This is a genomic window from Bacillus sp. SJZ110 (genome assembly GCF_006715455.1).
Lineage (GTDB): Bacteria > Bacillota > Bacilli > Bacillales > Bacillaceae > Bacillus > Bacillus subtilis.
In genome coordinates this window covers 559,973-577,814 of record NZ_VFNF01000002.1, presented here as the reverse complement: position 1 = coordinate 577,814, position 17,842 = coordinate 559,973, and the positions used below count along the sequence as shown (strand labels likewise).

Annotated in this window: 18 protein-coding genes; 7 read left to right on the top strand and 11 right to left on the bottom strand. The window is 42.1% G+C overall.

Features of this window, described 5'->3' with window-relative positions; translation table 11 throughout:
- Window positions 1-2: 2 nt before the first annotated feature.
- From pdhC to FB592_RS08590, 4 genes are all read right to left on the bottom strand, one after another.
- Window positions 3-1,331 carry a pyruvate dehydrogenase complex dihydrolipoyllysine-residue acetyltransferase gene (pdhC, locus tag FB592_RS08605; RefSeq protein WP_103803449.1) on the bottom strand — a complete coding sequence of 443 codons (1,329 nt, stop codon included), beginning with the start codon at window positions 1,329-1,331 and terminating at the stop codon, window positions 3-5.
- Between the two features lie 114 nt (window positions 1,332-1,445).
- A complete protein-coding gene (gene pdhB, locus FB592_RS08600; RefSeq protein ID WP_014113660.1) occupies window positions 1,446-2,423 on the bottom strand; it encodes a pyruvate dehydrogenase complex E1 component subunit beta in 978 nt (325 codons plus the stop codon).
- Window positions 2,424-2,426: 3 nt separating this feature from the next.
- Window positions 2,427-3,542 (bottom strand): pyruvate dehydrogenase (acetyl-transferring) E1 component subunit alpha, encoded by a 1,116-nt coding sequence (gene pdhA, locus FB592_RS08595; protein WP_003222294.1) that lies wholly within the window; start codon window positions 3,540-3,542, stop codon window positions 2,427-2,429.
- 423 nt (window positions 3,543-3,965) lie between these two features.
- A complete protein-coding gene (locus tag FB592_RS08590) occupies window positions 3,966-4,637 on the bottom strand; it encodes a YkyA family protein (RefSeq protein ID WP_021479365.1) in 672 nt (223 codons plus the stop codon).
- Between the two features lie 213 nt (window positions 4,638-4,850).
- On the opposite strand from FB592_RS08590, the gene FB592_RS08585 reads away from it, so the two are divergent.
- Window positions 4,851-5,009 (top strand): YjcZ family sporulation protein, encoded by a 159-nt coding sequence (locus FB592_RS08585; RefSeq protein ID WP_014476697.1) that lies wholly within the window; start codon window positions 4,851-4,853, stop codon window positions 5,007-5,009.
- 109 nt (window positions 5,010-5,118) lie between these two features.
- The gene (gene def, locus FB592_RS08580) at window positions 5,119-5,673 is read left to right on the top strand and encodes a peptide deformylase (RefSeq protein WP_003245474.1); all 555 of its coding nucleotides are present in this window, start codon (window positions 5,119-5,121) and stop codon (window positions 5,671-5,673) included.
- Between the two features lie 35 nt (window positions 5,674-5,708).
- Here the strand turns inward: def and FB592_RS08575 are convergent, their stop codons facing one another.
- Window positions 5,709-6,482 (bottom strand): Cof-type HAD-IIB family hydrolase, encoded by a 774-nt coding sequence (locus FB592_RS08575; RefSeq protein WP_015252170.1) that lies wholly within the window; start codon window positions 6,480-6,482, stop codon window positions 5,709-5,711.
- Between the two features lie 385 nt (window positions 6,483-6,867).
- Here FB592_RS08575 and rnpZA point away from each other — a divergent pair, with 385 nt between their 5' ends.
- Both rnpZA and rnjA read left to right on the top strand, forming a co-directional pair.
- Window positions 6,868-7,077 carry an RNA polymerase subunit omega 1 gene (gene rnpZA / locus FB592_RS08570; protein WP_003222303.1) on the top strand — a complete coding sequence of 70 codons (210 nt, stop codon included), beginning with the start codon at window positions 6,868-6,870 and terminating at the stop codon, window positions 7,075-7,077.
- 5 nt (window positions 7,078-7,082) lie between these two features.
- Window positions 7,083-8,750, top strand: a complete 1,668-nt coding sequence (rnjA, locus tag FB592_RS08565; protein WP_003245660.1) for a ribonuclease J1 — start codon at window positions 7,083-7,085, stop codon at window positions 8,748-8,750.
- A gap of 33 nt (window positions 8,751-8,783) precedes the next feature.
- Here the strand turns inward: rnjA and ade are convergent, their stop codons facing one another.
- The 5 genes from ade to abhA form a co-directional block, all read right to left on the bottom strand.
- A complete protein-coding gene (ade, locus tag FB592_RS08560; RefSeq protein WP_103803448.1) occupies window positions 8,784-10,517 on the bottom strand; it encodes an adenine deaminase in 1,734 nt (577 codons plus the stop codon).
- 155 nt (window positions 10,518-10,672) lie between these two features.
- Window positions 10,673-11,338 (bottom strand): Ktr system potassium transporter KtrC, encoded by a 666-nt coding sequence (ktrC, locus tag FB592_RS08555; RefSeq protein WP_003222311.1) that lies wholly within the window; start codon window positions 11,336-11,338, stop codon window positions 10,673-10,675.
- A gap of 62 nt (window positions 11,339-11,400) precedes the next feature.
- Window positions 11,401-12,228 (bottom strand): gamma-glutamylcyclotransferase family protein, encoded by an 828-nt coding sequence (locus FB592_RS08550; RefSeq protein ID WP_038829604.1) that lies wholly within the window; start codon window positions 12,226-12,228, stop codon window positions 11,401-11,403.
- A gap of 15 nt (window positions 12,229-12,243) precedes the next feature.
- Entirely contained in the window at window positions 12,244-13,530 is a 1,287-nt protein-coding gene (kinC, locus tag FB592_RS08545) for a two-component sensor histidine kinase KinC (RefSeq protein ID WP_003232333.1), read from the bottom strand.
- Window positions 13,531-13,719: 189 nt separating this feature from the next.
- Window positions 13,720-13,998: a transcriptional regulator AbhA gene (gene abhA, locus FB592_RS08540; RefSeq protein WP_003244728.1), complete on the bottom strand. Its 279-nt coding sequence runs from the start codon at window positions 13,996-13,998 to the stop codon at window positions 13,720-13,722.
- A gap of 283 nt (window positions 13,999-14,281) precedes the next feature.
- On the opposite strand from abhA, the gene mreBH reads away from it, so the two are divergent.
- From mreBH to FB592_RS08525, 3 genes are all read left to right on the top strand, one after another.
- Complete coding sequence (mreBH, locus tag FB592_RS08535; protein WP_003245743.1) at window positions 14,282-15,289, top strand: cell shape-determining protein MreBH; 1,008 nt, start codon at window positions 14,282-14,284, stop codon at window positions 15,287-15,289.
- A gap of 100 nt (window positions 15,290-15,389) precedes the next feature.
- On the top strand, window positions 15,390-15,524 hold the full coding sequence (locus FB592_RS08530) for a protein YkpC (RefSeq protein ID WP_003238865.1): 135 nt from the start codon (window positions 15,390-15,392) through the stop codon (window positions 15,522-15,524).
- 108 nt (window positions 15,525-15,632) lie between these two features.
- Complete coding sequence (locus FB592_RS08525) at window positions 15,633-16,865, top strand: aminopeptidase (protein ID WP_003232341.1); 1,233 nt, start codon at window positions 15,633-15,635, stop codon at window positions 16,863-16,865.
- A gap of 33 nt (window positions 16,866-16,898) precedes the next feature.
- Here the strand turns inward: FB592_RS08525 and FB592_RS08520 are convergent, their stop codons facing one another.
- Complete coding sequence (locus tag FB592_RS08520) at window positions 16,899-17,810, bottom strand: ketopantoate reductase family protein (RefSeq protein ID WP_103803558.1); 912 nt, start codon at window positions 17,808-17,810, stop codon at window positions 16,899-16,901.
- Window positions 17,811-17,842: the final 32 nt, after the last annotated feature.

Sequence of the window (17,842 nt, the reverse complement as noted above, 5' to 3'; positions counted from 1 at the left end):
CATTACGCCTCCATTAAAATTAATTGTGGATCGTTCAGTAAACGCTTGATGTGATTTAATGCATTTTGCGCAGTTGCTCCGTCGATCATACGGTGGTCGAAGCTGAGAGAAAGAGCTAAGACTGGAGCTGCTACGATTTCGCCATCACGAACAATCGCTTTTTCTGCAATGCGTCCGATACCAAGAATCGCAACTTCTGGATGGTTGATAACCGGAGTGAACCATTGTCCGCCGGCAGAACCGATGTTTGTAATTGTGCAAGATGCGCCTTTCATTTCAGCTGGAGCAAGCTTGCCTTCACGAGCTTTTGTTGCAAGGCCATTGATCTCATCAGAAATTTCAAAGACAGATTTACGATCTGCATTTTTCACAACCGGTACAAGCAAGCCTTTTTCAGTGTCAGCAGCGATACCGATGTTGAAGTAATGTTTTTGAATAACTTCATCTGTTTTATCGTCAATTGACGTGTTTAAAACAGGGAATTTTTTCAGTGCAGATGTAAGAGCTTTTACAACGTAAGGCAAGTAAGTCAGCTTGATTCCTTGATCAGCAGCAACTTGTTTGAACTGTTTACGATGTGCAACAAGGTTTGTTACGTCCACTTCGTCCATTAACGTTACGTGAGGAGCAGTGTGTTTAGAGTTAACCATCGCTTTTGCAATTGCTTTACGGATACCGCTCATTTTTTCGCGTGTTTCTGGGAATTCGCCCTCTGGAGCTGGTGCAGCAGCCGGTTTAGCAGCTGCTTCTTGTGGTGCAGCTGTTTCTTGCGGTGCAGCTTCTTGCGCTCCTCCGTTTACAAAGCTGTCGATATCTTCTTTTACAACACGTCCGTTGTTGCCTGAACCAGTAACCTTACGGATGTCTACGCCTTTTTCACGAGCATATTTACGTACGGAAGGCATAGCGATCACGCGTTTGTTCGGGTCAACTTCAGCTTGATCCTGCTGCCCTGCGCCAGTAGCTTTTGCAGGCTCTTGAGCTTGCTCTTCTTTCGCAACGTCTTGTCCAGCTTCTGCAGTTGACTGAACTTGTGCTTCAGTTTTCGCATCGTCAGACTCGTCGCTGCCTTTAAATTGAAGATCTTCGTAACCAGGTGCATCAAACGTAATAATCGTTTGTCCAACAGTTGCAACCGTTCCCTCTTCAACTTTTAATTCTAATACTTTTCCTTTAACAGGTGAAGGAATTTCTACTACTGCTTTATCATTTTGGACTTCAGCCAGTACATCATCTTCGTCTACCTCGTCGTTAGGCTTGACAAACCATTTTACGATTTCGCCTTCGTGGATACCTTCCCCGATATCTGGAAGTTTAAATTCAAATGCCACAGTTCTCGACCTCCTAGTTTGATTAAGCAATTTTAAAGTTTACATCGTAAGCATTGAAAACAGATATATAATAGAGGGAAAACGTTCATCTTCCCTCTCGATTATGCAGTTTGATTAAAATTCAAGTACTTTTCTTGCTGTTTCAAGAACGTCTTTATGGTTTGGAAGCCATACGCTCTCCGCTTGAGAGAAAGGAAATACTGTATCTGGCGCTGCAACGCGAAGTACAGGTGCTTCCAAGCTCAGGATCGCACGGTCATTAATTTCTGCTACTACGTTTGCAGCAATACCGGCTTGTTTTTGTGCCTCTTGAACGACAATCGCGCGTCCTGTTTTTTCTACAGAAGCGATAATTGTATCGATATCAAGTGGGCTTACTGTACGAAGGTCGACAACTTCAGCAGAAATGCCGTCTTTTTCAAGCTCCTCAGCAGCTTTTAATGATTCATGAACCATTGCGCCGTAAGTGATGATTGAAAGATCAGTACCTTCACGTTTCACGTCAGCTTTTCCAAGCTCAATTGTGTATTCTTCTTCAGGAACTTCCTGACGGAAAGAACGGTAAAGCTTCATGTGTTCTAAGAAGACAACAGGATCATTATCTCTGATCGCAGAAATTAAAAGTCCTTTGGCATCGTAAGGAGTTGATGGAATCACAACTTTGATACCAGGCTGTTGTGCAACAAGACCTTCCAAGCTGTCAGCGTGAAGTTCAGGAGTATGAACACCGCCGCCGAATGGAGAACGAATTGTTACAGGTGAAGTCCAGCGTCCGCCAGAACGGTAGCGCATACGAGCCATTTGGCCAGAAACTGAATCCATTACTTCATAAACAAATCCGAAGAATTGGATTTCCATTACCGGACGGAAGCCGTTTAAGCCTAAACCAAGGGCAAGACCGCCGATACCAGATTCAGCAAGTGGCGTGTCAAACACACGGTCTTCACCGAATTCTTTTTGCAATCCTTCTGTCGCACGGAATACGCCGCCGTTTACACCAACGTCTTCTCCGAAAACTAAGACATTTTCGTCATTTTTCAGTTCTGTGCGTAACGCATCCGTGATTGCTTGAATCATTGTCATTTGCGCCATGGCTTACTTCGACTCCTTCTGTGTATAAATTTCAAATTGCTCCTCAAGGTTGTGAGGCATTTTTTCGTACATGATTTTCATTAAATCAGTTACTTTTTGCTTCGGTTCAGCATCAGCTTTTTTGATCGCTTGCTTAATTTCTTCTTTCGCATCCTCAATTACTTTGGCTTCTTCTTCTTCAGACCATAAGCCTTTGTTTTCAAGGAACGCACGGAAACGTACAAGCGGATCTTTTTGTTCCCACTCATTTTCGATTTCTTTTGTACGATATTTAGTAGGATCGTCACCAGCCATTGTGTGCGGGCCATAACGGAATGTAAGTGTTTCAATTAGTGTTGGACCTTCGCCGTTGATTGCACGCTCGCGTGCTTCAGCAGTTGCTGCGTATACAGCAAGCGGATCCATTCCGTCTACTTGTACGCCGACAATACCGGCAGCTACAGCTTTTTGTGCAATTGTTTCAGCTGCAGATTGTTTTTCAACAGGAGTTGAAATCGCGTAACGGTTGTTTTGCACCACGAAGATTGCAGGTGCTTTATAAGCTCCGGCAAAGTTAATTCCTTCGTAGAAGTCCCCTTGAGAAGCTCCGCCGTCACCAGTGTAAGTGATTGCGACAGCTTTCTTACCGCGTTTTTTAAGACCTAGCGCAACACCGGCAGTTTGAATGTATTGAGCACCGATAATGATTTGTGGAGAAAGGGCATTCACATCATCAGGCATTTGGTTTCCTCTGAAATGTCCGCGAGAGAAAAGAAACGCTTGATATAATGGAAGGCCGTGCCAAATTAACTGAGGCACATCACGGTATCCAGGAAGAACAAAGTCTTCTTTTTCAAGCGCGAAATGCGTTGCAATCTGAGAAGCTTCTTGACCCGCAGTAGGAGCGTAAAATCCGAGACGTCCTTGACGGTTTAATGAGATAGAGCGTTGGTCAAGCACACGCGTAAATACCATGCGGCGCATTAGCTCTTTTAATTGATCATCAGTTAAATCAGGCATCGCCGCTTCATTCACGACTTCTCCCTTTTCATTTAAAATTTGGAACGTTTCGAACTGCTTTTTAATGGCATCAAATTGCTTCTTACTGTCAACGATAGCTTTTTTCGTTTTTGCAGCCATACTAAGTCACCTCTTCCTTTCTTTTAAACAGTCATTAGACGTGCATTCCTTTTATACATACAAACTTAGGGTACCCTAAAGTATCAGCAGTAAGTCGTATTATATTTTAGCCGATCCCCAGTTTGCCAAAACCTTTTATGTAGGATAGTTACACTCTGCTTTGAACTGTATTATTTCGAAGTTGTAAAAAACTAATACAACACCGCTTAACATGGATTAGTTTACACCAAATAAAGAAGAACCGTCAATCGTTTTCATCGCTGATTTTCAATAAATGTATTCGCTTTACATTTTCAACAAAAAAACAGATGCCAACCGCACCCAAAACTGTACTAGTATACCTTACTATGCTGTACTACAATAGAAATGAAAATTTTGAACGAAATCCGAATCGCATTTCATTCAAAAAAAGAGCTGATCGAATCAGCTCTTTTTCACACGATAGCCTGCAGCATCATATAAATCTTCCCGGGCTTTATTATATTTTTCGGTTTGTTCATTAAATTCTCCGCTATATTTAAGGATCTTTTCATAAGAAGCATTGACTTTATCGATCTGCTGATCCAGATCATCTCTTGTCAAATCTTTGTCTTTCAGCTGCATATACAGTTTTTTATTAAGCTCAAGCGCTTTTTTATACTCTTTATACATAGTGCCATATGATGTATATCTTTTCTCCATATGGTTTGCTGCGGCATCGGCCTTTTCTTTTATGTCTTTTTCCTTAATATGTTCCGCTGACGTTTTTGCTTCCTCAAATTCCGTTTCCGATTTTTTCATGCTGTCATTTTCAAGCTTTAGGTGTTCTTCGCGCTTGCTGACATTTTCAAGCGCCTTATCAGATAAAGCAACAATTTTTTTATAATCATCCATATTGAGCTTCATAACACTATCGTAAAGCTGATTTTCTTTGGCCTCTAATTCTTTGAGTGTTTTTTGTTCTTCTTGAAACGGCTTTTCCGATTCCGCGGCTTTTTCTAATGAATGATGAAGTGAATCAACCGGGTCCTGTCCCATGCATCCTGTTAATATCAGTGCCATGGCACAAAAAGCTCCGATCTTCATTCCAGGCCGCCGTTTTATTGCGTCTTTCACGTTAAATCCCCCAATCTTGACAATTTCTACTATAGAATCCATGGGGACATTTGGCAATAGTCGTGCTGTATTAATGCAATACTGAAATTAAATCAAAAAAGTGAAAAATCAGGACAGATGACCATACAACTTTTTTGTTTTTACATAGGTTATATTAGACGCTATGCCTACTTATAAAGGCTCTGGCGTAATTAAAAGAGGAGGTTATGTAATATGTATGGATATGGTTACGGCGGAGGCTGCTGCAGTTATGGTGGTTACGGATATGGTGGCTACGGATATGGCTACGGCCGCACCTTTGCGCTAATCGTTGTTTTATTCATTCTGTTAATCATTGTCGGAGCTGCTTATTTAGGCGGAGGCTGTTGCTAACCACACAGCATGAAATTGACCAGCCATATACGGCTGGTCATTCGTTTCGTTGCACCTTTGTGAAGAAATCCGATATAATTTACATATTAAGCTTTAGGAGTGAAGTTTCTTGATTACTATGGAAAACATCGTACGTGACGGCCATCCAGCCCTCAGAGAGACTGCCGAACCTGTTGAGCTGCCTCCAACTGATGCAGAAAAACAGCAGCTGGCCGACATGATCGAATTTGTTAAAAACAGCCAAAATCCGGAATTAGCCGAAAAATACAAGCTGCGCCCTGGCGTAGGGCTCGCAGCTCCTCAAATTAATATCAAAAAACGAATGATCGCCGTTCATGCGGAAGATGCTTCCGGTAAATTATACAGCTATGCTCTGTTTAATCCTAAAATCGTCAGCCATTCAGTTGAAAAAAGCTACTTAACAAGCGGCGAGGGCTGCCTCTCTGTAGATGAAGCGATTCCCGGTTATGTTCCCCGCTATGCTCGCATCAGAGTAAAAGGAACAACACTAGAAGGCGAAAATATTGATATTCGTTTAAAAGGATTTCCGGCTATTGTGTTTCAGCATGAGATCGATCATTTGAACGGCGTTATGTTCTATGATCATATTGATAAGGAAAATCCTTTCAAAGAACCTGAAAATGCAATCGCAATTGAGCGCTAAAAGAAAAAACGGCTGGCACAATGCCAGCCGTTTCTTTATTTTAAAAGGCCCAATTCTTTGACAGCGTATGCAATTCCATCTTCGTCCACCGGCTTTGTTACAAAGTCCGCGATTTCTTTCAGTTCGGGAACAGCATTTCCCATAGCAACGCCTGTCCCTACATATTCAATCATTTGCAGATCATTTAATCCGTCGCCGAAAGCATATGTATCGCCGATATCAAACGGAAGACGCTCAATCACTTTTTTGATTCCTTCTGCCTTCGAACCTCCGTGCGGCAGAACATCAGTCGATAGCTCATGCCAGCGAACTAGATCAAACTCAGGAAAAGCGGCATAAGCTTTTTCTTCTTCATCCTGACAAAATAAAAGAAGCTGAAAAATTTCTTTTCCTTCATAAAAAAGGTCATCGGTCTCTGGGTAATCGGTTTTAAGGCTGCCGATTCCCTCGAGAACATGAGGGTGATCCGCAACAGTCGCTTTCATCGTGTCCTCGGCCATAAACACAACAGGATGCTTGCCTTCATCCGCCTGCTTTAATAATCGTCTGATTGCATCTTCAGGCAGCGGATTTTTATAAATCACTTGATTTTCAAAGACAACAAACTGTCCATTGTAGGAAATAAATGAGTGGATGCCCAGCTCCTCCAAAATCGGCTTAACCAAAAATGGAGACCGGCCGCTGGCAATAAACACATGATGCCCTTGGCGTTGCAGCTCCGCCACGGTTTTTCTTGTACTTTCCGGTATATTCTTATCATGATCATATATTGTGCCGTCAATATCAAAAAAGATTAATTTAGAATCCATCGCAACTTCCCCTTTATCGTCTTGGTCTGCAATTCCCACCCTCATCATACAAAAAGATTGTCATTCAGCAAACAATTTCGTTCAAAAATCATATTAAATTCCATTAATAACCACGAAAAGTCTTCCTCAATCTCCGTATACTATTTGTATAAAAGAACTCTGGGACAAATTTTTCATTAAAGGAGGGACTGGCTAATGCTGCGTAAATTAAGAAAGAAACTCAGAAGACAATGGAACGGAATGCTCCGTAAGAAAGCAATTGCCTGACAAGGGATCTTTCACTTTTTGAGAGATCCTTATTTTGCTCAAGGCTTTCCTTATATTCTGTTTTCGAATATAATAGAATGAGCGAGTCTAACATACGGCATTTAAGGAGAGATTTGGAATGATTTATAAGGTATTTTATCAAGAGAAGGCTGACGAAGTACCTGTTCGGGAAAAGACAGATTCACTTTATATTGAAGGCGTATCTGAGCGTGACGTCAGAACAAAGCTGAAAGAAAAGAAATTTAATATTGAGTTTATTACACCTGTTGATGGTGCATTCTTAGAATATGAACAACAGAGCGAAAATTTTAAAGTATTGGAGTTATGAGCGGTATGAAATTTGTAAAAAATGATCAGACTGCTGTTTTCGCCCTCGGAGGTTTGGGCGAAATCGGTAAAAATACGTACGCGGTGCAATTCCAGGATGAAATTGTGCTGATTGATGCGGGGATCAAGTTTCCCGAGGACGAACTGCTCGGAATTGACTACGTCATCCCTGATTATACGTATTTAGTCAAAAACGAAGATAAAATTAAAGGGCTTTTTATCACCCACGGGCACGAAGACCACATCGGCGGTATTCCATACCTGCTCAGACAAGTGAATATTCCTGTATACGGCGGAAAACTCGCGATCGGCTTACTTCGGAATAAACTTGAAGAGCATGGATTATTAAGACAGACGAAACTGAACATTATCGGCGAGGATGATATTGTAAAGTTCCGCAAAACGGCTGTGTCATTCTTCAGAACAACACACAGTATTCCGGATTCCTACGGCATTGTTGTAAAAACGCCGCCCGGAAACATCGTACATACTGGGGATTTTAAATTCGACTTTACTCCAGTCGGCGAGCCGGCAAACTTAACGAAAATGGCCGAAATCGGTAAAGAAGGCGTTTTGTGCCTTCTTTCAGACAGCACAAACAGTGAAAATCCGGAGTTTACCATGTCTGAGCGCCGTGTAGGAGAAAGCATTCATGACATTTTCCGCAAGGTGGACGGCCGAATTATCTTCGCTACATTTGCGTCGAATATTCACCGCTTGCAGCAGGTAATTGAAGCTGCTGTACAAAATGGAAGAAAAGTTGCCGTATTTGGACGCAGTATGGAATCGGCTATCGAAATAGGACAGACACTCGGTTATATTAACTGTCCTAAAAATACGTTTATTGAGCATAACGAAATCAATCGTATGCCTGCTAATAAAGTAACAATTTTATGTACAGGAAGCCAAGGGGAACCAATGGCGGCGTTATCAAGAATTGCAAACGGCACACACCGCCAAATTTCAATCAATCCTGGGGATACAGTCGTATTTTCTTCATCCCCTATCCCAGGCAACACAATCAGCGTGAGTCGAACAATCAACCAGCTGTATCGTGCGGGTGCTGAGGTTATTCACGGCCCTCTTAACGATATCCATACATCCGGTCACGGCGGACAGGAAGAACAGAAGCTGATGCTTCGTTTAATCAAGCCTAAATTCTTCATGCCGATTCACGGTGAGTACAGAATGCAAAAGATGCATGTCAAACTTGCAACAGATTGTGGCATCCCAGAGGAAAACTGCTTTATCATGGATAATGGTGAAGTATTAGCGCTTAAAGGCGACGAGGCTTCAGTTGCAGGAAAAATCCCGTCCGGTTCAGTGTACATTGACGGAAGCGGTATCGGTGATATTGGCAATATCGTACTTCGTGATCGCAGAATTCTCTCTGAAGAAGGACTTGTCATCGTTGTTGTCAGCATTGACATGGACGACTTCAAGATTTCAGCGGGCCCAGATTTGATTTCCAGAGGATTTGTGTACATGAGAGAATCTGGCGACTTGATCAACGACGCTCAAGAGCTCATTTCAAATCACTTACAAAAAGTAATGGAACGAAAAACGACTCAATGGTCTGAAATCAAAAACGAGATTACAGACACGCTTGCACCTTTCTTGTACGAAAAAACAAAGCGCCGTCCAATGATCCTGCCGATCATTATGGAGGTTTAAAAAAAGAGGCACTCCCTAAGGGAGTGCCTCTTTTTATTGCAGTGATATGTGTTGAAATGATTTTACATCGAATAAGCCCGTAGTCGTCATTTTAATATCAGGAATGACAGGCAACGCTAAAAACGACAATGTCAAAAATGGATTAAATCCGCCTGTGAAACCGATTAACGGCAATTTATCATGCAGCGTCAGCAAGCTTTGATTCACTTGCTCCGCAGAATGCTCGGATAATAACCCTGCAATCGGCAGCGGTACTGAATGGAGCTCTTCCCCATTTTTTATAATCGTTAATCCTCCGCCAATTTCCTGCAGCTTATTAACTGCCGCCGCGATATCCTCATCATTCGTTCCGACAGCAATAATATTATGGGAGTCGTGTGAAATGGTTGTGGCAATCGCTCCGCTCTTGAATCCAAAACCTTTCACAACACCAAGTCCGGTTTCTTTTAATCCTTTATGCCGCTCAACAACTGCAATCTTTAACAAATCAAGCTCAGTGTCAGGCTCAAATTCGCGGGCAACAGGAGCCGGAACTTGTACTAATCTTGTTTCAAGCTGATTTGGTATGATTTGAATGACATTGATCTGCTGCTCTGAATCGATTGGCATATGAAAATCCTGTTTGTTAAGAGGATCAGCAAGCTTAACAGAATCAAGCAGTGCCTGATCTGGTGCTGCAGTTGAAGCATAATCATGATAGACCGCTTTGCTGTCTTCAGCAACAGTCTGCCCTTTTACCATCGTCATTGTGACAGTGACATTTTCCAGATCAGATACAAAGAGCAAATCAGCGTCAAAACCCGGGGCAATCGCTCCCTTTGTATCTAATCCGTAGCATTCGGCCGCATTGAGGCTTCCTAATTGATAGGCTAAAAACGGATCAAGTCCGGCTTGAATCGCCATTTTCACCTGATGGTTTACACTTCCCTCTGACAATAAATCATCCACATGCTTATCATCCGTACAAAAAAAGAACCGGCGTGCGTTCTTTTCATTCACCGCCGGCAGCACATTGAGCGTGTTTTTGGCGACTGATCCTTCACGCATCATGACATACATGCCCCTTCTGATACGATCAAGGGCTTCTTCCTTCGATGTTACTTCATGGTCATTTAAGACAAATGCGGTTCTGTAAATGTTAATGAGGTCTGTTGATAAACCAGCTAAATGACCGTCTATCCGTTTTCCTGCAACACGGGCATCGAGCAGTTTCTGAACCATGTCTTCTTCAGCCTGCTGAACCGACACATAATCCATAACTTCAGCCAGTCCTAATACTTCTTCTTCTTCATAAAAAGGCTTGAGATCTGCAGCTTTAAGAATTGCGCCTGATCGCTCAAAACTTGCGGCAGGCACACTGGAAGGAAGCATAAAATGGATATTCAGCGGTGTATGCCGAGCTTGTTCAAGCATAAACACAATCCCTTTTTCACCAGACACATTCGCGATCTCATGCGGATCTGTAACAACCGTCGTCACGCCATGAGGCAACACTGCTTTAGCGAACTCAATCGGTGTAACCATTGACGACTCAATATGTACATGTCCATCAATAAAACCCGGAACAATCATTTGTCCCTCTGCATCAATGGTATTTTCACCTTCATACTCACCGAGGCCTACAATAACTCCATCTGTAATCGCAATATCTTCATATATCCATTCTTGATTATATACGTCCATGATTTTTCCGTTCTTAATGACGATATCAGCTTTTTGTCTTTGGGCTGAAGCATTCAGCCTATTGACTAGCGCTTCTTTATTCAAATAGGCCCCTCCTCTTTTTTATTATATGGTACAATATGCTATCGGAACGCCTGTGCTTAGTCAATGAAATTTTAAGAAATTGGCGCTCAGTTCATTAAAGTTGTTATATTCTGATAATACGAAAAACCGCCCTTTGAGGACGGCTTATTTGACTGCTATTTAGTATGAAGAACTCTTTTTTCAAAACGGGAGATGTCTGTAACTGATCCAATAACAATGAGTATATCTTCTTGGTGGATGACTTCGGTTGCAAGCGGTGATACGATGACTTCCTTGCCCCTTTTTATGGCTACGATATTAATACCGTATTTTGCGCGAATATCTAAATCGAGAAGTGTATTTCCAGCCAGGCGGCTGTTAGCTACGATTTCAACAAGACTATGCTCTTCAGACAGCTCCAAATAGTCAAGTACATTGTTGGACACGATATTATGCGCAATTCGTTTTGCCATATCGCGTTCTGGGTGGACGATGTGATCCGCGCCAATTTTAGACAGCACTTTTTCGTGATAATCGTTCTGCGCTTTAACTGTAATCGTATGGACGCCAAGTTCTTTCAGAATGAGTGTCGTTAAAATACTCGCTTGAATATTTTCCCCGATTGCTACAATAACGTGGTCAAAATTTCGCAGGCCTAAATTTTTCAGGACAGATTCGTCTGTCGAATCACCGATAACTGCGTGAGATGCAATCTTGGCATACTCGTTGACTTTATCTTCATCGATATCCATTGCCATAACCTCGACGCCTTCTTCGCTTAATGCTTTGCAAATACTGCCACCAAAACGGCCCAGCCCAATTACCGCAAATTCTTTTTTCATCGTGGTGCTCCTTTATATGACATGATATTGATCAAATTTTATCATATTCTTTTGTTACAGTGTTATCCTTTTGGCAGCGAATTCATATGCCGCTTGAGCTTTTCAGTAAACTCAGGCGACAAATACAGCTCCGCTCCGCGTTCGATTTCAATCTGATAGTGCCGAGGCGGGGCAATTTCCGCTTCTTTTTGGAGGACGAGAAAGGTTAAGCAGTCTTTGTAGTGCCTTCCGCCAGCTTCAACGTCTACAAATGCTGGCCGATACGTAAGAGATTCGACGCCCTCCCTTTTAAATAGATAGGAGAGAGCAGAATAAGGGATACGGTATAAAACGCCTTCTGTTGTTCCTCCGTCTTCCAACATGTCCGCTCTTGAACCGTCTTCCCTTTTTAGCGTGAAGCGGGTTGTGTATCCTTTTAAAACAGCTCTTCCTACTGGATCTTGAAAATAGTGATCGACTCCCGCTTTTTGAAAGCGGGCATTATCCATGCATGATCCATAGGCAAAATAATAAATGGGATTTTTCGATTTGCTGATCATCTGATGTTCTTTCCAGTCGCCGCTGCTTATTTTCGTAAAACCTGCACACCCTTCTTTGTTCATAAAATAAATAAGCGCATTTTTAATCCCGACATCCGTTTCTACAAACACCGTTTGTTTATGATATCCTTGAAAAAATTGATCGAGCTTATGTATACACAATTCATCTGCTTCATATACTTCGCCGTATATATAGCCTTCACCATTTAAAACAGCTGTGGGCCCCTCTTTTGCAGCAAACAAACTTCCCTTTGTTCTCGCCTGCTCATTAATACATGCCGATTGTGCCAGCAAATGATGGTTTTTTTCATGCTTTCTTAATGTCCCGTATACAAACAGAAGCGAGTTCACTTTATTTTTCTCCTCTCAGCTGTCTGATTTTAAAGGCAAAACCACTTGAAAGACGCTGCCTTTTCCAGCTTCACTTTCGATTTTCAATTCCCCGTCATGTTCCTTCAGGATTCTCAAACAAATGGGAAGTCCCAGTCCAGTGCCCTTTTCTTTTGTTGAATAAAAAGGTTTGCCAATCTGCTTCAGCTTTTCCTGCGGCATGCCGTTTCCTTCATCCTTTACGCTTATCACTGCATGAGAGGCGGTTTTAGCAGTTGAAATGGTTACGACACCGCCCTTTGGCATTGCCTCAATTCCGTTTTTAATGATGTTGATAAAGACCTGCTTCAGCTGATTTTCGTCTCCATTAATCATACAGCCATCTGTCTCTTTAAAATTTTTCTCTATGACGATATTGGACAGAATTGCATTGGTATCAAGCAATGTCGTGACTTGTTTCAAGATCTCATTAAGCTGGTGTGTTTTAAATGTGATTGCCTGCGGTTTTGCAAGCAGCAGCAGCTCGCTGAGCACTAAATCAATTCTTTTAATCTCTGAAAAGATGATGTCAAAATAGTCTTTTCTGTCCGGATATTGTGTTTTCATAATCTGGAGGAAACCGCTGACAGATGTTAAAGGGTTTCTGACCTCATGAGCAATACCTGCGGCAAGTTCACTTGTGATTGATAGTTTCTGGGATTCTCTCGCCAGCCGTTCATTAATCTCAATGAGCTCATCTTCAGCCTCTTTCCGCTCAGTGATATCTGACATTGTACCCAGGCTGCCTGTAAATTGGTCATCCCGGTCATAGTAAAGTTTATAATGAACTTCTCCCCAAAAAATCGTGCCGTTTTTTGTCACGTATTTTGCCGTAAACATGCCAGAAGACGCTTTGTTTTGAATTTGGGTGTTAATGTGGTCGGCTACGTGCTTTTCTTTTATGAAGTAATCATTATACATCGTTCCCATACATTCACTGATTGAAAAGCCGGTTATTGATGCCCACGCTTGGTTTAAATATGTAATTTCGCCTTTTGCATTCGTTTGAAATACGATTTCCTGCAAATTATCCATGATGCGGTTTTTTTCTTCTGAAAGCTGTTTATACTTCCATTCGTTATCCTTCATTTTCTTAACCAGCTGCTGTTTCTCATCAATATAATAAGCCAGCATCCAGACACTTACCAGCGTGACTGCAGTATACACAATATCAACAGGCCAATTAATCGGGTTTTTGCCTATAAAATAAAATAAATAATCCCAAAACATTATAAAAATCATTGCCAAAATGATGGAAATGATACGCGCTTGATATTTTCTCATATGACCACCTGCCGCTTGTGTTTCTCTACTTATTGTACCATTCTTCGACAAATAATTGAGTAAAATATGTAAAGTATCCCAAATCATTCATTACCAAATATCTTGATGTCTTATCTTAGGCGGCGGTAATCAAAAATTGGCACGCAAAAAAGGCGGAGATGATATCACTCCGCCTTTTTTAGCATAATTTTATTCTTTTAAAGCGGCTTGAATTTCTTCGAGAAGCAGCTGTGCACCCTCAGGGCTTAGCGTAATTTTACCGTTGCCGTATTCTTTATTTTCTGAAGTGATTTCTCCAGTCATTAAACAAACGCCATGAGGTTTGTACTTTTTCAAGATAATTTTATCTCCGTCAACAAAAAACTCAATGCTGTCTTTTATGGCAATATCCAATGCCCGTCTCAACTCAATCGGCATGACAATGCGGCCTAATTCATCTACTTTTCTCACAACACCTATTGATTTCATAAAAACCCTTCTTCCTTTAAATGTTTCTTTTCTCATGTAATGTTTTAAGGATGTACCTCAATATATCGTAGACGAATGAAACTTTGAAAAAGTTTCCCGCTTTCTATAAGAATTACAAGATATTTTTTCCATAAAACCGAAAAATGTATTACTTCTGTTACACAGTTCCTTGATTTTTTACAAAAACATTTCTTTACCGACGCACACCCCCAAAAATCGCAGTATTTCTGAGAAACTTTAAATGTAGAATCATATTAAATTAGGATAGAGATTGGGTGAAAACATGTTTCAATCAACTGAAATCGGGATTGACTTAGGAACAGCTAATATACTTGTTTACAGCAAAAATAAAGGGATTATCCTAAATGAACCATCTGTTGTCGCAGTGGATACGACGACAAAAGCAGTGCTTGCAATCGGAGCTGATGCGAAAAACATGATCGGTAAAACACCGGGAAAAATTGTCGCTGTCAGACCGATGAAAGATGGCGTGATCGCAGACTATGATATGACAACTGACCTGCTAAAGCACATTATGAAAAAAGCCGCAAAAAGCATCGGCATGTCGTTCAGAAAACCGAACGTAGTCGTTTGCACACCATCAGGCTCAACAGCAGTAGAACGCCGCGCCATCAGTGATGCGGTGAAAAATTGCGGCGCGAAAAACGTTCATTTAATCGAAGAGCCAGTTGCAGCCGCCATCGGAGCGGATTTACCAGTTGATGAGCCGGTTGCCAATGTGGTAGTAGATATCGGCGGAGGGACGACAGAGGTCGCTATTATTTCCTTCGGTGGCGTTGTTTCCTGCCATTCTATCAGGATCGGCGGAGACCAGCTTGATGAGGATATCGTTTCTTTCGTCCGTAAAAAATACAATTTGCTGATCGGCGAACGCACAGCTGAGCAGGTAAAAATGGAAATTGGCCATGCTCTGATTGAACATATACCAGAGGCAATGGAAATTCGGGGACGCGACCTCGTGACAGGTCTTCCAAAAACCATTATGCTTCAATCCAACGAAATTCAAGATGCAATGCGTGAATCCCTCCTGCATATTCTTGAAGCCATCAGAGCGACACTTGAGGACTGTCCGCCTGAATTGAGCGGAGATATTGTTGATCGCGGCGTTATTTTAACAGGCGGCGGCGCGCTCCTTAATGGAATTAAAGAATGGCTCACAGAAGAGATTGTCGTGCCTGTACACGTGGCGCAAAACCCGCTTGAATCTGTAGCAATCGGCACAGGCCGTTCTTTAGAAGTGATTGATAAGCTGCAAAAGGCAATTAAATAGTCTTTACCCGCAAAATTCTCACACGCGGCAAATTTCTTGCTTCTTTTTTCCTCACTTCCTTCATATTGTGGGAAATGGAGAAACGTTAAGGAGGAAACAGATGCTAAGAGATTTAGGAAGAAGAGTAGCGATCGCAGCCATTTTAAGCGGAATTATTCTTGGAGGCATGAGCATTTCTTTGGCAAATATGCCTCATTCGCCTGCAGGCGGCACTGTAAAACTGAATCATCCATAATATTGAAAAACCCAAGACGTGTCGTTTTGGGTTTTTCACTTTGGGCTCCTTCTTTCCTTTATAGGATCATATTTGATATGATGAGAAAAAAGCTTGGAGGAATGATTCATGGATTCATTTTCACAGAAATTAAATACATATGCACAGCTGGCGGTAGAAGTCGGCGTTAATGTTCAAAAAGGCCAGTATGTAGTCGTAAATGCTTCAACAGACGTTCGGGATTTTGTCCGTTTAATTGTAAAACACGCATATGAAAAGGGCGCAAAAAACGTCACCGTGAATTGGCAGGATGACGAAGTCGCCAAATTAAAATACGAACTTGCGCCGTTTGAAGCATTTGAAGAATATCCTGAATGGGAAGCAAAAGGCAGAGAAGAGCTTGCCAAAAATGGAGCTGCTTTCATTTCTGTTGTGTCGTCAAACCCAGACTTGCTAAAAGGTATAGATTCCAAACGGATTGCGGCATTCCAAAAAGCAGCAGGCAAAGCATTACATACATACAGACAATATATTCAATCAGACAAAGTCAGCTGGACTGTCGTAGGTGCGGCATCAGCAGGCTGGGCTCACAAGGTGTTTCCTGGCAAATCAGAGGAGGAAGCGATCCACCTTCTGTGGGAAGAAATTTTTAAAGCGACGCGCGTAAATGAAGACAACCCGGTTCAGGCGTGGATCAATCATGACCAAAATCTTCATGAAAAAGTTGACCATTTGAACGAGAGACATTACGCTGCCTTACATTATCAAGCTGAAGGAACTGATTTAACAATTAAGCTGCCTAGGAAGCATGTTTGGGCAGGTGCGGGAAGCGTGAATGAAAGCGGCCATGAGTTTATGGCCAATATGCCGACAGAAGAAGTGTTCACGCTGCCGCAAAAAGACGGGGTTGACGGTGTGGTATCAAGCACAAAACCATTAAGCTACGGCGGAAATATTATTGAAAATTTCACCCTGACGTTTGAAAATGGCCGTATAGTCGACATTAAAGCTGAAAAAGGTGAGGATATTTTAAAAGAACTGGTGGAAACAGATGAAGGTTCTCACTATTTAGGTGAAGTGGCACTTGTTCCTTACGATTCGCCTATATCACAATCAAACATTCTTTTCTATAACACGCTGTTTGATGAAAACGCGTCAAATCATTTGGCGATCGGAAGCGCCTATGCCTTTAATATTGAAGGCGGAAAGCAGATGTCTCGTGAAGAGCTTGTCAAAGAAGGCCTAAATGAGAGCATTACACACGTGGACTTTATGATCGGTTCTAAGGATATGAATATTGACGGAATTACGGCAGACGGGAAAAGAGAGCCTATCTTCAGAAACGGAAATTGGGCTTTTTAAGTAAATAAAAGGAGGCTTTTCCGCCTCCTTTTTTTATTTTTCTGCTTCATACATTTGCAGATTCGCATAAACTGTTTCTAATACTGGTGCAGCGAGAGATAAACGTTTAGCTTTTTCAAGCAAAAATCCATGCAGGTGGTCGCCTTCTGTCGTTTGGCCGTTTTCCATATCCCGAAGCATGGAGGACTTCATATGATAAGACATGCTGGTCATCGTACGAAAGCTCTCTTCCTCAAGATCCGGATCAGCCGGAACACCTTCTTTTCGTAAAACAGCGCAAATTTCCCCAATAAGAGTTTGGGCCGTGTGACGTCCGGCTTCTGTGGCGAGGATTGGGCCAAGCGGTCGTTGAAATAACGTTGTGATCCCCGCTTGCGCTGCAATAAAGAGATACTTTTTCCAAATGTCCTTCTCGATATGCCCGCTAATGATGACTTCAGCCTTCACACCTGAAAATGCCTCTTCAAGCGCTCTTATCCGCTCCGTACGCTCGCCGTTCCATTCTCCAAATACAAAACGATGCGATGTGCTCGTATGATGAATTTCTCCTTTGTTGTCTAAAGCACTTTCTATAAAACACAGGCCGCCCAGCACCTGTTCTTTTGAAAATGCCGCAAATAGCTGCTCATAGTGGCGGTACCCATTTAAAAAAGGGATAATGACAGATTCCTGATGGATAAATGGTTTGACATCGTCTATCACTTGGCCAAGCGAGTATGCTTTAGAAGCAATGATAACGACATCAAATTGCCCTGTTTCTCCGGCACTGATTAGTTCGGGCTGAAATGATACATTCCCTTTTTCACTATGGATGACAAGCCCGGTTTTTTTCAGCTGCTCAGCTCGTTTTTGGCGCACGAGAAATGTCACATCATTTCCTTTCTCCGAAAGCCGTCCGCCAATATACCCACCTACTCCACCTGCTCCGACAACTAAAAATTTCATGTTGTGATCTCCTTTCATATTTAGGTATCAAA

Excerpts from the sequence above, each read along its gene's own strand:
- pdhB (WP_014113660.1), bottom strand. The coding sequence starts at position 2,423 with ATGGCGCAAATGACAATGATTCAAGCAATCACGGATGCGTTACGCACA.
- pdhA (WP_003222294.1), bottom strand. The coding sequence starts at position 3,542 with ATGGCTGCAAAAACGAAAAAAGCTATCGTTGACAGTAAGAAGCAATTT.
- FB592_RS08585 (WP_014476697.1), top strand. The coding sequence starts at position 4,851 with ATGTATGGATATGGTTACGGCGGAGGCTGCTGCAGTTATGGTGGTTAC.
- FB592_RS08575 (WP_015252170.1), bottom strand. The coding sequence starts at position 6,482 with ATGGATTCTAAATTAATCTTTTTTGATATTGACGGCACAATATATGAT.
- rnpZA (WP_003222303.1), top strand. The coding sequence starts at position 6,868 with ATGATTTATAAGGTATTTTATCAAGAGAAGGCTGACGAAGTACCTGTT.
- rnjA (WP_003245660.1), top strand. The coding sequence starts at position 7,083 with ATGAAATTTGTAAAAAATGATCAGACTGCTGTTTTCGCCCTCGGAGGT.
- ktrC (WP_003222311.1), bottom strand. The coding sequence starts at position 11,338 with ATGAAAAAAGAATTTGCGGTAATTGGGCTGGGCCGTTTTGGTGGCAGT.
- kinC (WP_003232333.1), bottom strand. The coding sequence starts at position 13,530 with ATGAGAAAATATCAAGCGCGTATCATTTCCATCATTTTGGCAATGATT.
- abhA (WP_003244728.1), bottom strand. The coding sequence starts at position 13,998 with ATGAAATCAATAGGTGTTGTGAGAAAAGTAGATGAATTAGGCCGCATT.
- mreBH (WP_003245743.1), top strand. The coding sequence starts at position 14,282 with ATGTTTCAATCAACTGAAATCGGGATTGACTTAGGAACAGCTAATATA.
- FB592_RS08530 (WP_003238865.1), top strand. The coding sequence starts at position 15,390 with ATGCTAAGAGATTTAGGAAGAAGAGTAGCGATCGCAGCCATTTTAAGC.
- FB592_RS08525 (WP_003232341.1), top strand. The coding sequence starts at position 15,633 with ATGGATTCATTTTCACAGAAATTAAATACATATGCACAGCTGGCGGTA.
- FB592_RS08520 (WP_103803558.1), bottom strand. The coding sequence starts at position 17,810 with ATGAAATTTTTAGTTGTCGGAGCAGGTGGAGTAGGTGGGTATATTGGC.